General features: G+C 40.1%; 12 protein-coding genes and 1 pseudogene. 4 read left to right on the top strand and 9 right to left on the bottom strand.

What is annotated here, in order from left to right; translation table 11 throughout:
• Positions 1–15: 15 nt before the first annotated feature.
• The 3 genes from KO473_RS08320 to KO473_RS08310 are packed head-to-tail and all read right to left on the bottom strand — an operon-like array spanning position 16 to position 4,365.
• The gene (locus KO473_RS08320; RefSeq protein ID WP_005821659.1) at positions 16–2,172 is read right to left on the bottom strand and encodes an FISUMP domain-containing protein; all 2,157 of its coding nucleotides are present in this window, start codon (positions 2,170–2,172) and stop codon (positions 16–18) included.
• 5 nt (positions 2,173–2,177) lie between these two features.
• Positions 2,178–3,485, bottom strand: coding sequence for an OmpA family protein (locus tag KO473_RS08315; RefSeq protein WP_181996065.1), 1,308 nt, complete (start codon positions 3,483–3,485; stop codon positions 2,178–2,180).
• 31 nt (positions 3,486–3,516) lie between these two features.
• Entirely contained in the window at positions 3,517–4,365 is an 849-nt protein-coding gene (locus tag KO473_RS08310; protein ID WP_005781301.1) for an AraC family transcriptional regulator, read from the bottom strand.
• A 327-nt stretch (positions 4,366–4,692) separates the two neighbouring features.
• Here KO473_RS08310 and KO473_RS08305 point away from each other — a divergent pair, with 327 nt between their 5' ends.
• Positions 4,693–5,283 carry a peptidylprolyl isomerase gene (locus tag KO473_RS08305; RefSeq protein ID WP_005781304.1) on the top strand — a complete coding sequence of 197 codons (591 nt, stop codon included), beginning with the start codon at positions 4,693–4,695 and terminating at the stop codon, positions 5,281–5,283.
• Positions 5,284–5,376: 93 nt separating this feature from the next.
• Here KO473_RS08305 and KO473_RS08300 read toward each other — a convergent pair whose 3' ends face one another.
• Entirely contained in the window at positions 5,377–5,895 is a 519-nt protein-coding gene (locus tag KO473_RS08300) for a hypothetical protein (RefSeq protein WP_122130836.1), read from the bottom strand.
• Positions 5,896–6,003: 108 nt separating this feature from the next.
• Positions 6,004–7,290 carry a serine dehydratase subunit alpha family protein gene (locus KO473_RS08295; RefSeq protein ID WP_005808324.1) on the bottom strand — a complete coding sequence of 429 codons (1,287 nt, stop codon included), beginning with the start codon at positions 7,288–7,290 and terminating at the stop codon, positions 6,004–6,006.
• Between the two features lie 175 nt (positions 7,291–7,465).
• On the opposite strand from KO473_RS08295, the gene KO473_RS08290 reads away from it, so the two are divergent.
• From KO473_RS08290 to KO473_RS08280, 3 genes are all read left to right on the top strand, one after another.
• Positions 7,466–8,593: a glycoside hydrolase family 43 protein gene (locus tag KO473_RS08290; protein ID WP_005808327.1), complete on the top strand. Its 1,128-nt coding sequence runs from the start codon at positions 7,466–7,468 to the stop codon at positions 8,591–8,593.
• A 150-nt stretch (positions 8,594–8,743) separates the two neighbouring features.
• On the top strand, positions 8,744–9,838 hold the full coding sequence (locus tag KO473_RS08285; RefSeq protein ID WP_005808332.1) for a PCMD domain-containing protein: 1,095 nt from the start codon (positions 8,744–8,746) through the stop codon (positions 9,836–9,838).
• A gap of 10 nt (positions 9,839–9,848) precedes the next feature.
• Positions 9,849–10,631, top strand: a complete 783-nt coding sequence (locus KO473_RS08280) for a porin family protein (protein WP_005781314.1) — start codon at positions 9,849–9,851, stop codon at positions 10,629–10,631.
• Positions 10,632–11,058: 427 nt separating this feature from the next.
• Here KO473_RS08280 and KO473_RS08275 read toward each other — a convergent pair.
• From KO473_RS08275 to KO473_RS08265, 4 genes and pseudogenes are all read right to left on the bottom strand, one after another.
• Positions 11,059–11,940, bottom strand: a pseudogene (locus tag KO473_RS08275) (transposase); the annotation flags it as partial.
• Positions 11,939–12,076 carry a hypothetical protein gene (locus KO473_RS23775; protein WP_005821669.1) on the bottom strand — a complete coding sequence of 46 codons (138 nt, stop codon included), beginning with the start codon at positions 12,074–12,076 and terminating at the stop codon, positions 11,939–11,941. The pseudogene KO473_RS08275 and the gene KO473_RS23775, both read right to left, overlap by 2 nt.
• A 150-nt stretch (positions 12,077–12,226) precedes the next feature.
• Positions 12,227–12,622: a calycin-like domain-containing protein gene (locus KO473_RS08270; protein ID WP_005781318.1), complete on the bottom strand. Its 396-nt coding sequence runs from the start codon at positions 12,620–12,622 to the stop codon at positions 12,227–12,229.
• A 35-nt stretch (positions 12,623–12,657) separates the two neighbouring features.
• Entirely contained in the window at positions 12,658–14,229 is a 1,572-nt protein-coding gene (locus tag KO473_RS08265; RefSeq protein WP_005821670.1) for a DUF4925 domain-containing protein, read from the bottom strand.
• Positions 14,230–14,490: the final 261 nt, after the last annotated feature.

The following is a 14,490-nucleotide window of genomic DNA, read 5'->3' as shown; positions in this document are numbered from 1 at the left end:
TTCCTGTTTTAAAGATTAGTCTTCTCTCAAAATCCGTATGCTGTAACCCATCGAATTATTATCTCCACTATTAAACTCAAGCGTAGAAGAAGTCGCAGACAATCTGAATACAGCACCGACACTTTCCAGGCTGGCGCTACTCCACCAGATACCGGCTTGCTGAAGGTCCTTAAATAAAATACCCTCAGTATCCCTATACCCGCCTCCAACACCGGCAAAGCCTGTGAGGTCTGTTCCACCACCGACCTGCCAATGTTTCGTCCCGGATTCTTTCAATAATGTCCCGGCATTAGTGCCCAGAAAAGCCCGCAATGTAGATATGATATCTGATTCCGTTGGAAGCTTCCATCCGGCAGGTATTACTTTCTTTGCTGCCACCCTATTGTATAAAACACCATAAGATATTTTATTGGCAAAAGCTCCTGTAGCGGAGGCATCCTGATAATCATACACAGCACAAGCACCTGAACCCGTATCTTCAAATCCACTTTCTTTCCAAGCACGCCCCGATAAATTAGTTTCGACAGGACTTCCGTCAGGATAACTAAGCGCCCGTAGATTTTCCATGGTCCAATACTGTTTACCTATTTTCACGATGCGATAAGTGTTACCATCCACATCAGTCAGTTTTTCCGCTTGCAGGCCATCTCCGAAATCCGGTTCCCGCCCTTTCAACGAACTGTCGGTATAGAACTCAGACCCGTCTTCAGTATAGATATACATGACTGCCGGCCGGTCGGCAACAGGAGCATGATAGCCCGTACCATCGTGCTGTACCGTACCTCCTGTATTCGTGATAAGCCCCGACCCATAAATTCCTCCTGTCAGGTAAGGATAGACAATCGTTACAGACTGCCTTAAATCCCGCTGATATTCCCGGCAAAGCTCTCCCACCTTTTTGCCCCAAAGACGGATGTTATAGACATAAGAACCTTTGAAATCCGGAAGCATTATCTTATAAAGCATACTCACGGCGAAAGAGCTCCGTGCTGCTTCTTCTGTGGTATTCGTACTCCTCAGTACTACATCTCCGGATAATGCTACGCCCGCTGCTCCTGCCAAAGGAGCTTCAAGGGTCAGTGTACCTGCATCAAAATCAACCGTTGCCTTCCATCCCTCCGGAACATCTACCGATAGCCGTTCCTTGGAGATACCCTTACAACTGAAAGCAATCACCCGGGATTCGCCACGACTGAAGAAGAGCAGTTTGCGTCCCTCCGGCACCTCAATAGAGGGTTTTCCCACCGGTATTTTAAATTGGGTTGCTCCCCCACTTAAAGTAAACTCTACATAATCCGGATCTTTATATTCCACTTTCTCAAACACAGACACGGCATCTTTTGCGTTGGCAATTATTTTCTTTCCACCCGTCTCAATCCATGTTTCAGGATCGGACCCTATCTTCTGTGTCCAGTAATAATTATCATCACCGCCATCGGCCACCGCCCACTGTTTCACCCCTAACTGAGGAGTTTGTCCATCATGAACCGCAGAAACTGCCTTTATCCGGTTTCCGTCATTGTCCGCCAGATAATATGGTTCACCGGAGCCGACTTTTACAGTCCAGTAATATTCCGAGTCAGTGGGGTCCTGCATAATGCCAACCACCGGATTCTGTCCGGGATCACCTTGTTCTCCCTTACTTCCGTCCGTACCATTGACTCCATCTTTACCGTCTGTTCCATCCACTCCATCTTTACCATCGGAACCATTCGTTCCATCCACACCATCTTTACCATCAGTGCCGTTCTCTCCATCTTTACCATCCGTACCATCGGTACCGTCTACGCCATCTTTGCCGTCCGCACCATCTACACCATCCTTTCCGTCCGTACCGTCAATACCGTCTTTACCGGCATCTCCATCAGGACCCGTATTTCCCTTCTTTCCGTTACGAATAGTGATCGGAGCACTTCTGGAAAAGGAGATGGTATATCCCGTACCATCCGCCAACTCCTCAATGCGAGTGATATTGTCTCCTATCTTTTCAATATTGACAATCACCTGAAGATTATAAATATCTTCATTCAATTTTTTACATAACTTTGTCAGTTCCTGCAGTTCTTTCTTCTGATCGCCTTGTCTGTCAAGTAAATCGTTGAAATCGGATTCCTTACAGCCATGTAGCAATGGAATCAATAACAACAACAGATATATTCTCTTTCTAATCATAGTTTTCATTTTTGAATTTCAACAATAACTCGCCTGGCAAGTACACTGTAGCTGTTAGGATCGGAAGTAAGCGTATCTATACACTCTCCTTTCACGTTGATACGTTTGCTGTCAATTCCCTTCTTTTCAAGGTAAGCTGCCAACACCTCCGCACGCTGTAAAGAGATTTTTTGATTAATATCCGGATTACCCGTATGATCGGCATAACCCAAAAGAATGACTTTCAGATCAGGATACTTTTTCAGGGTTTCCACAATGCGGGATAATTCATTTTTGTATAAAGCTACATTCAGATAAGCCGATCCCCTCTTAAAGTAGACAGGAGGCAACTCATTGAATCCCAGCACCGGATTGGATTCCACTCTCTCTTTCGCATCCGTTTGCGCTTGCTGCAACTGCATATTTAAGGAAGCTATTTCCTGTTTCATCCGGTTCTTCTCTATCGAATCCTCCGTACAGCAAACAGGTGTGGGTAAGTTCACCGCGCGCTCCTCTATATATCTTACCGCAATATCTGTCACATGCTTTGAGGCATAAAGGGCATTATCTTGTTTCTTCTTACCCACTTTCCATATCAAGGAAAGCCCGGCACTCGTCATAAAATGGTCTTTTGACTTGATAAGGGTCGACACACCATCCATCTTATTATTATTGACCCATATAATTCCCGTACGCAACTGTACGTCAAAAGCGCGTGAAATCTTGTAACGCAAAGAGAGATCTCCCCCTACTCCAAAGTTCCAGTCATCAGTCTTTTTGCCTGACAACGGGCTCTTATCCGCCTTATTTACTAACTCCGTAGAGAAACGTTGTGCATAAACAGCAGGACTCAGCAATACCGTCCAACGCCGGTTGCCCCGGTTGGGTCCAAAGAAGTTATTTACATTCAGGTTCATCTGTAAGCCAAGATTGGTGAAGTGTACTTTCGAAAACACATCCTTATACTTCCAGGTAGTAAAGTCCTGCTTGGTATAATAAGTCATTCCGTCAGCACTCAGGAGGTAATCGGACGCATAAGATTTTGCGCCCATTCTGGTATATCCGGTCCGTGCGGATGCCTCTATACCTATCCACGAATTGATCTGATAGCCTGCAAATCCCCCAAGCTGAGACCCGATATAAGTTTTATCTGCCGAAAATGAAGTAAAATCACCAAATAAAAAGGGAGTAGCATACTCTGCTCCGAAGTACCAATGAGAATACGATTTGAGAGGTTCATCGGCCCCAACCGATGTTTTTGTCTGGGCAAAGCCGTTACAAAACAGCAGAGATAAGAAAAGGAAAAGAATGACTCTTTTACATTCTGTTTCCATACAACAACGAATTTTTAACATAAGCTCCAATTTAAGAATTATTGTTTGTTTTCAGTTTCTTGCGAAGTTCGCAAGGTGTAAGTCCATATTGTGACCTACAAAATTTATTAAAGTGTGAAGGAGACGAAAACCCAAAGTCATCGATAATCTGGCTAAACTCATCACCATATACGGTAATGCGATAAATAATCCGTTGTGATTTCCGATTGAGGAGCCAACGATAAACCGATACTCCGAATTGCTCTTTAAATTTAACCCGGAAATTGGTGACCCCGTATCCTAACAGACTGGCCAACTCGCCTACATTTTTTGCACTGAGATAGTTTTCCAGTATCTGTTCTTTGAATTTGGATGACTGTTCCGTCAAAGAGCTGAATAAAATTGCAAGTTCCTGCTCATTATAAACAGAATTCAGAATATAAAACAGTTCCTGCCGTTTCGTTATATACAAGGAGACATCATCTAATTTCATCTCCAGATACAGCACCAGAAGCTGTAGAAAAGAGTTCAATGGCTCCGCGAATCTGAGTCCTGTACCTTTCAGAGCAGACTTGTCCTGAAAGGAAGCATAAGGCCTAAATGTCAACAAATCATGTACAATTAAATCGCCGAATGCAAACAGAATGACCTGTGTATCTGAAAGCATCTCACAAACATGATCATTTTCTTTATCCCAAAAGAAGATATGCCGCTCGTCAATAATAGCTAATTCTTTCTCACCAGAAAAAACTTTCATAGTGCCACTCATGATAAAAATTAAAACATTGCTATCCATTTTCGGCAAATGGCTTCCTTTCACAATGGTTAAAAATCTAAATCCTGTTTGAAAGACCTGATTTTGCAGTAAATCAGAAGATAAATTGTCCAGTAAGGTTTTCATAGGTTTATGTATGTTGTAAAAAAACAAAAGACACACTAATATCTTATTAATAAATAATACAAAGAAAACCCTTTGACAACTCAATCCGTTTATACATTTTATTTATTTTGTTATATATAATAACGAAATAAAATACTTTTTTTCATTTAAGTAAAATTGAGACATGGCATTCCTTATTTTCATAAAATCACCGCCTATCAGCCAACAGGTATTAATTTCTACTACGAAAGAATAAACTCCATACCAGTCCACAAATCTCTGATGATTAATTCGTATCTTTGTCCCCACGGAAAATCCGAATTTTATTAATAACATTATAAAGAACAGATGGAAACAGCAGAAAACAAGTACATCACTGTAGCTTACAAACTGTATACAACAGAAGATGGCAAAAGAGATTTAGTAGAAGAAGCAACAGCCGAACATCCCTTTCAGTTCATTTCCGGTTTGGGTACTACGCTTGAAGCTTTTGAATCACAGATAGCAAACCTCAATAAAGGAGATAAGTTTGAATTTACCATTCCTTTTGCCGAAGCTTACGGTGAATATGATGAAGAACATGTGATTGATCTTCCGAAAAACATCTTCGAGATTGACGGAAAATTCGATAACGAACATATCTATCCGGGAAATATCATCCCTCTGATGAATTCAGAAGGCCAGCGCCTGAACGGTAGCGTAGTTGAGGTAAAAGCCGACACTGTGGTAATGGATATGAACCATCCGTTGGCAGGTGAAGATTTGACTTTCGCGGGTGAAGTTGTTGAAAGCCGTCCGGCTACAAACGAAGAAATCCAGGAAATGGTTAAAATGATGACCGGTGAAGGTGGTTGCAGCTGCGGAAGTTGTGGTGACGGTTGCGGTGACGACTGCGGAGATAGCTGTGGAGACAGCTGCGGTTGCGGACATTGCCATTAATCGAGCGATTATCTATAAAATAAAAAACGGTGAACATACTGCACATGCATGGTATGTTCACCGTTTTATTATATCAAAATGTGTATAGCACACCTATTTCACGATCTCTATCAAAAAAGAGTCCTCACTGTACTCCTTACCATTCAAATAAAGTTTCTTGTGTATCGTAGGATCCTGTTTCTTCCAGGTGATGTATAAGTCAAATTTCACCACGTCTTTTGTCCCGTCTCCCCAATGGATCGTAAAAGTCTCTCCCTTATATTGATGTTCCGGAGAAAACTCACCAAAAGAAAGAACACGCTTTTTCTCTTTACCCAGTAGCTCTTTTCTTAATCCTAAAGACCGGGGCATATTAAACCGCGTATCCACAGAGTTTTCCAGCGGAAAGGTCTTACCTTCGTATTCCACCGTAAATTCATTAGCCAATAAATTTGATGAAACCTGCGGGTCCAACAGGTTAGCCCCGGCAGCATCCTTCACCGAAAAATAAATATTATAGTTTATGAAATCCCAGATATAATCCCCCGGGCCGTCCTCTTTCTCTTCTTCTCCATAACAACCGGTTGCCAGAAGCGGAAGCAATAGAAGCAACCATACAAAGTAATTTTTCATATATTCAGCATTAATAGTTCGTCATTCCGTCAAAGTTCTTTATATCAAGAAAATGAAAGAATTAGCCTTTTACTGCTTATCTTCTGATTTTTAACACATTGTTTAACATTAGCACCCTTTATGAGTCATAATATCAAGCACCACCTTATCTGTTTCATTCATCCCCTGAGATCCAATCCGCGTCAAATTGCGGATACTTTGATCAACATCTTCATCAATAATTCCTTCTACCGAAGTTACGCAGCGATTCTCCATAGCCATTACAGCGGACAACACAGCTGTTGACACTCCTGTCGTCACCTTCAAGGCACAGCTCGGTTTCGCACCGTCACATATCATTCCGGTCAGGTTGGCTATCATGTTTTGAACAGCAAAAGCCACTTGCTCATAACTGCCTCCCATCAACCAAGTGATTCCACAACTGGAACCGGTAGCAGCTACCACACAACCGCAAAGTGCAGAAAGACGTCCCAGACTTTGCTTAATATATATCACAGTCAAATGACTCATCATCAACGCACGGATCAGTTCCTCTTCCGGTTTTCCGTTTTCTTCGGCATAAACCACTACAGGCAATGTAGCGGAAATACCTTGATTACCACTACCCGAGTTACTCATAACAGGAATCATCGCTCCTGCCATGCGTGCATCACAAGCAGCCGATGTATACGAAAGAATATGTGAAAACACACTGTCGCCCATAATCTTATGTTCATAGGTTCCGCGAAGCATCTTGCCCAATGCGTGACCATAATCTCCCTGAAAAGACTGTTCGGCAGCTTTCTTGTTAAGTCTTGCCGTTTCAAGAATAAAACGGATTTCATCCAACGGAGCAGTCAGTGCAAAGTCATACACTTTCCGCAGAGTGAGTTCCAGTTCCTCTTCTTCCTCTTCTTCACCGGAAACTTGCTGTTTATTTAATAGTATTTCATCTCCTTTGGCTACATAAACAAATGTAGTATGTCCTCCGGAAATAATAGCTGTAGCCTGCTCTCCACCGGCTTCACACATCACCTCTATGTAAAGTTTCTCCGTAATGTTTTCCTTCAGCGAAATACAGATACGCTTTTCATCAATCAACTTCTTCCCTTCTTCCACGGCTTCCGGAGAGCTGTCTTTCAACACTTCAAGTTGATAATCCGACTTTCCGATCAACGCCCCCAGAGCCACTGCAATAGGCAGCCCAATCATCCCCGTACCGGGAATTCCCACTCCCATCGCATTCTTCAGGATGTTAGCACTCAACAATACTTTTATTTTTTCCGGTTTAGCTCCTAAGGTTTCTGTAGCCTTTGCCACACACAGCGCAACTGCAATCGGCTCTGTACATCCAATAGCCGGAATCACCTCCCGCTGCACTAAAGCAATTATCTGTTTTCTTTCTGACTCAGTCATCTATTCAAGGTTTATATTTTGCACAAAAGTAGGAAATATACTCTTATAAACCATTCATTTAACTAAAGAATATCCCACCCGGACAAGTTAAGAGTTTTACAATCGGTTTACTGGTTATTTAAGAATTATCATGTATCTTTGTCTCTCAATTACAAATACTTAATAAAAAAGAGCAATGAATAAAGGATTTACACTAAAAGCCCTCTTTCTGTTATGTTTTCTTTTCTCGCAAACAGCCAAAGGGCAATCCTTCACTCCCGGAAAAATATGGCCGGACAATCATCAGGTCCATATCAACGCACATGGTGGAGGTATTTTGTACGATAACGGAACCTACTATTGGTTTGGCGAACACAAAACAGAAGGTGAAACCGGCAACGTTGCCAATGTAGGAGTGCATTGCTACTCTTCCGATAACCTATATCATTGGAATGATTGTGGAATAGCACTGTCAGTGATCGAAAATGACTCCGAACATATCATTTCTAAAGGATGTATCCTTGAGCGTCCCAAAGTCATATACAATCCTCACACTAAAAAATATGTCATGTGGTTCCATCTCGAGCCCAAAGGAGCCGGATATTCGGGAGCTTTAAGCGGAATCGCCGTAAGTGACCGGGTGACAGGTCCTTACACCTTCTTAAAAGCCGTCCGCCCCAATGCAGGTTCATGGCCTGTCAACGTACTGCCGGTCCATAAAACCGCCCGCAGACCTTCTATCGAAGAAGAACGTCAATGCACAGGTGGTAGTCTTCCTGCACATCCCGACAGCCTCAATATATTGGGACGCGATATGGAACGGGGACAGATGGCACGTGATATGAATCTATTTGTCGATGATGACGGCAAAGCCTATCACATCTATTCTTCCGAAGAAAACAGCACCTTACATATTGCCGAACTTGATTCATCTTATACCGGCTATACAGGAAAGTACACCCGAATTTTTATTAACCGATTTATGGAGGCTCCCGCCATGTTTAAGAAGGATGGTAACTATTACCTTATCATGTCCGGATGCACCGGGTGGAATCCTAATGCGGCACGGTCTGCAATAGCTTCTTCCATTTGGGGAGAATGGAAAGAATTAGGGAATCCCTGCGTAGGTCAGGATGCGGACCTGACTTTCCATTCGCAAAGTACTTATATTCTTCCGGTGCGGGGTAAGAAAGACCAATTTATATACATGGGCGACCGTTGGACACCCCAAAATGCAATAGACGGACGTTATATTTGGCTTCCAATTTATTTTGAAGGCGAAAAACCTGTTATAAAATGGAAAGATTCATGGACTTTAGACTAAAAACGCACCATTCTGAACATTATGACCGTTATAAAATGTTGTATTGTAGGGGTTCAAATGTATCTTTTCAAAAAAGAAACTTAACTTTGCAGCCAAGTTTACAAAAAATCAACTAAACTAAAAAGGATTATTAATCAAAAACAGAATCGAATGAAATTAAAGAATCTGATAGCCTGTTTCTTTCTGGGCTTTATAATGGTTTCTTGCATACAAGACGAAGCACCTAATGCAGAAGCAGACATCATTGCATGCACTGTACCGGGTGATGTTCTCAATCGTGATCCCATCATCGAAAACAAGAAAGTTACATTAATTGTAAAAACAGGAACAGATATAACTGCATTAGCACCTAAGTTTACTTTGACTCCGGGAGCTTCTATTGTCCCTAATAGTGGAACTATACTTGATTTTACCACACCTCAATATTATGAAGTAACTTCTGAAGATGGAAAATGGAAGAAAAAATATGAAGTAGGAGTAACTTTCTCAGGTATTACTAACACAATGTATCACTTTGAGAATATTAAGTTCGACTCAGAGGGAAAATACCATATTTTCTACGAAACAGATGCACAAGGGAAAGAAACCATGACTTGGGCAAGTGGCAATGCCGGCTTTGCTTTTACCGGTGTAAAAGCAAAAGCAGAAGAATATCCAACAAGTCAAGCAAACAATGGCGTCGAAGGGAAATGCTTAAAACTAACAACTTGCGAAACAGGTTATTGGGGCTCGTTGCTTGGAATGCCAATTGCAGCGGGTAATCTATTCTTAGGTAGTTTTGAAGTAAAGCCTACCGATATTCTCCGTTCAACCAAATTCGGAACTCCTTTTTCAAATATTCCAACTTCAATTACCGGATATTATAAATATAAGGCAGGAAAGTCATTCCAAATAGATGGTAAACCTGTAGATAACAAAAAAGATATCTGTGATATTTATGCCGTATTTTATGAAACAGATGAAAAATTGTCTACACTTGACGGAACTAACGTATTGGCAGAAGATAATACTTATATCGTATCAGTAGCTCGGATTAAAGATGCAAAAGAAACTGATGAATGGATTAAGTTTGACTTACCATTTGAATATCGTACTGGTAAATCAGTAGATATGGAGAAACTCAAAGCTGGAAAATATAATTTAGCTATCGTATTTTCTTCAAGTATACGCGGAGATCATTTCGAAGGTGCTCCAGGAAGTACACTTTACATTGATGAGGTTCTATTAAATTTCACTAACAAGTAAAAATGAAAAAATGAAAAAGTATATACTTATAGGCCTGCTCGCTTTTATCGGCACAATCAACACTTTAAAAGCCCAAGAAGAACGGAATCATGGTATTATTTGGTCTGCACTACATGGGCTTGAATATGAAATAAAAGCAGGTTTCAACGTTGGAGGTGCTTCACCACTCCCATTACCTGCAGAAATACGTGCACTCACAGGGTATAGCCCTACTATATGCTTAGCTATAGAAGGCAATACAACCAAATGGTTTGGTAAAGACTCTAAATGGGGAATGACTTTAGGATTACGTCTTGAAACTAAAGGTATGGAAGCCAAAGCACGTGTAAAGAATTACAGTATGGAAATTATAGGGGATGGCGGCGAACTTTTAGCAGGCTACTGGACAGGAAAAGTAAAAACTAAATATAGAGGTTCTTATTTCTCAATTCCAGTAACAGCCGCTTATAAACTTAGCCAACGTGTTAGAATTAATGCCGGTCCTTATGTTTCATTTATGACCAGTGGTGACTTCAATGGACATGTGCATGATGGATATCTACGCAAAGACACCCCCACTGGAGAAAAAGCAGAATTCGAAGGAGATAAAATTGCTCCTTATGACTTCTCTAAGGACCTAAGCAATTTTCAATGGGGGTTTCAAGCTGGTGCCGAATGGAAAGCATTCAAACATCTAAATGTATACGCAGATTTAGTCTGGGGATTAAATGATATCTTTAAAAAAGACTTCAAAACAATTACATTCAATATGTATCCCATATATCTAAATGTAGGATTTGGATATGCATTTTAATTAAAAAAGACATATTTCATTTTAGTAAGCTCGTATAAATCCTAATACCTTGGACTTTATACGAGTTTTTTATACAATAATATTCTAATACACTTCTTTGAAGACAAACTAACAACATACAGATAATATCACTTTTAAAAAAGAAGCATAACAATAGATTCCACTGAATTCCAACAACCCAAACAATTAACAAAAAAGTCCTAAGCATTAATACTACATAATAAAAAAGGAGGATGGTTAAACGAGGGCACTGAAAAAGTGATCTTTTTTAGCATCCAATCCTTTTTTTAGAAATTCTTGGAAAAAGTTGCATGTCGAATGATGCATTTCATTCACATACAACTTTTTCTTATATTAAGGGTAATAACTCCACAATTTGCTTTATACAAGCCGTGTTTGTCTTCCACGGGCATGGATTACACTTACTTTAACTGAGTTTGAGTATTCTCTTGAGATTTGCTGCAAAAATAGCCATTGCTCCTTGCATTTTCATACATGACAGTCCGTAGGACTGCGCCCTGTCATATCCATATACCTGTTTCAGTTCCGCATTTTTAGCTTCAATCTTATAACGCTCGGCAGCCTTCTCTTTGAACCGTTCGGTTTGTTGAAACTCTATCTGTTGTTGCTGCTCATCGGTTTTTATGGGTACAGAATAGGTTTTAGATTTAGCTCCCGGCTTATAACATCCCTCCCGTTTTGAGCAGCATTGACACTTATGTACATCAAAATAATAAGTATACGCCTGATTCCATGCTCCATTCTTTCTCCCTTGTTTTGCCCTACGTATAGCTATATGGCCGGCAGGGCAAACAAACATGCCGGCATCCTTATTGTAATCAAACTTGCCTTCCTCCTTTCTGAAACCTTGGCTGATACTGGGATTCAATTTAGCTACCAACTCAAAGTGTTCATCACGAGCTTTCTCCAGATTATCCTTTCCCGAATAAGCTGAATCACCAATCACTGTTTGTACATCGATACCATTCTTCCGGCTTTGTTCAATCAACGCGGGCAGCTGGGGACCGTCTCCCTTTTCACCCGAAGTTATGACAGCCGCTGTTATGATACGCTCCTCGGTCATTCCGATATGCGTCTTATACCCAAAGAAAGAACTTTCTTCCGATTTGTGCCCGATACGTGCATCCTCATCTTCAGAAACAGTGTAATGGTCGCTGATATCATCCAATGTCTCTTTTAAGAGGTTCAGTTTTTCCTTTATTTGGGGAATGCAGACGAAGGTTTCCTGTTCTTTTAATGTATCAATCAGTGTTTGCGTATAAGTCAGTTCATGTTCCAGAACGTCGTCAGGAAACGAGCTCATTATAAACAAAGGAAAAGTCTATCAGCGAGTTGATACGTCGAAGCAGGTTATCCTGAGGGATGATCAAATCATAAAGACTTGAATAATCACTAAAAGCCAAACGTTCTTGGGGTGCTAACATGGCGGTATTCTTTTGGTGACTCGAAGATACAAAAAAACGGTATAAATCCGGATTTTCTTGGATTTATACCGCCATTTTTTTATAGAAGGGAGGCAGGAGGACTTTTTCAGTGCCCTCGCCCGGAAAGCATCCTCCTTTTATCTATACAATTTATTTAGTTCCAACAAAAGTAACCTCTATTTTTTGAAGAACAGCTGAAATAGCCAAAGAGATATTACAGTTACTATCACTAACCTTTGAACCATCATCGAATTTCGCAGATAATCTCAAAAAGCCATATTTAATTGTTTTCAAAGTCAAATTTCCAGTAGCATCTTTTGAGGCCGTAATAACAACATCCGCTTTAGGATAACCAGAATAAGAAAAATCAGGAATTGTTAATGTCACAATATCACTTTCTGTCACAATTACATTCTGACCATCCTTCACAGTTGGGGTACCACCATCAACCGAAATCGTCAATCTACCAGTATAAGTACCAGCAGCATTTGCTGCAAACACACTTATCGTACAAAGTAACATTAATAAGGTAAATATCTTTTTCATTATTTATTGTTTTAACATTATATACTACAAACAATTTATTTAGCTAATAAATCCAACCCCAGATCAAAACCTGTTGTAGATGGCCAGTTCTGTGGTAATCCAATTAAAAGAATTATAGCCGCAGCTGCATCCTCTGGAATTATTTTTGCATCCATCATGATCTTCCACAACTTAAATAAATCTGATCCAGCACCAAAATCAGAAGAGTCAGCAGACATTTCTTTATCAACCATAATTGGGTCAAAAGCTGTTTTATCAAGATAAATATAAGTATGCCCCTTATCTGTGGTTTTTACATTCAAAGGTACACCATTATTCACCCAACTCAGCAACATTTCAAATGTCTCATCACTAATAGAACTCATATCAACCTTCAACATTGTACCTATTAGTTTCTTAACAGTAGCAGCATCACCATTTAAAATTTCAGAAATTATCGGAGCAAGCGATTCTGCATTACTACCCATTGCCTGAGAAATAATGGCAGGAACATTTAATTTCAAATACAGTTTATCATCTTTAGGAAACCAATAAGCTAAATTTTTAGGAGACTGCTGCCATCCATCAGTAGGAATTAATTTATTTAAAACATCAACTCCTGGTGCTCCACCACCAAAAATTAATCCCATTGCCCAACTTGGTTCAAAAGTTATAGAACCTGAAGAATATTTTGCAGAAATATTACCATCAGCTTCAAGAGTTACAGACTGCAAAACTTGAGGCAAAATTAGTCCACCAATAGTTCTGAGCACCGCAGGGAAGAAAGTAGAATAATATGCATCCTCAACCTCCCAGTTAGAATATAAAGAACTTGTTAATACAGAGTTAGGCATAGGTGTACCATCTACATCTAAGGTACCAAGAGTGTATTCTCCCAAAGTATATGTCTTAGCCCATCCTTTAGGATCATTCATTGTCACTTTCAAGTTCAAAGTCAACACTTTATCTTTGCGATAACCAGTATATTCTATAGTAGAACTATTTGTTTTGGTGCTTCCACTGAATCCTCCATTTGCTACTTGAACGCCAGTCAATGTAGTTTCTGTTTCTCCTGGGATAACGTCCTTCAAAAGGATACTTACATTATCACCATCTGTGGCATCAAACACTACTTCTTTACCTGTCAGTGCAGTTTCTCCATAAGTCAAAACTAAAGTTTCACCTTTGTAGGTTCCGATATAAAGACCGGCACCTGTTGCACTAACATTCAAGGTAACCTTACCTTCAGGTGTAATTGTACCATCAACTGTAACCTTTAACAATGGAGTCGGTTTAGCCGTTTCTCTTGTTACAGGTTTAGTCATAATATCTTTCGTCCCATTGAATTTGAAAGAGCCGTCAGCTTGTTTTTCCATTGCAACATCAACAGTTACATCACTATAACCATCAATCACATTTTTAAAACCTACTGTTGCAGACTGAAGACTTGTAGCTTCAAAGTTTACAGTTCCCGTGGTACTTGCTCCATTCAACTGGAAATCTACATTTTCTGCCTTAATTTCACCTTTAGGAAGTTCTTGCCAACTGTTATCATCATCGTCACTACAAGCAGTGAACAAGCTCACTGAACAAATCAGTGCGAAGAGATACAATAAATTTTTCTTCATAAATTAATCACGTTTAGTTAGTAATTTTTAATCTTTATTCTAAAACGGAGCAAAGTAACTGCTTTATTTCCATCCAAACAAGGTCTATCTTACGTATTTTATGTTCTAAATTTAAGATTAAGTTGCTTATTGGCCGAAATCGTATCATAAAAAATTCAATCTATGATTCTAATCCATCAGATATAACATCTCTCAATCATCATCTTTAATAATATAATGGCAGAATAGTTTTCTTATGCTAATTACTTATATTACACTGGT

Source organism: Bacteroides sp. HF-4919, assembly GCF_018860125.1.
This window is presented reverse-complemented; position numbering and strand designations above follow the sequence as displayed.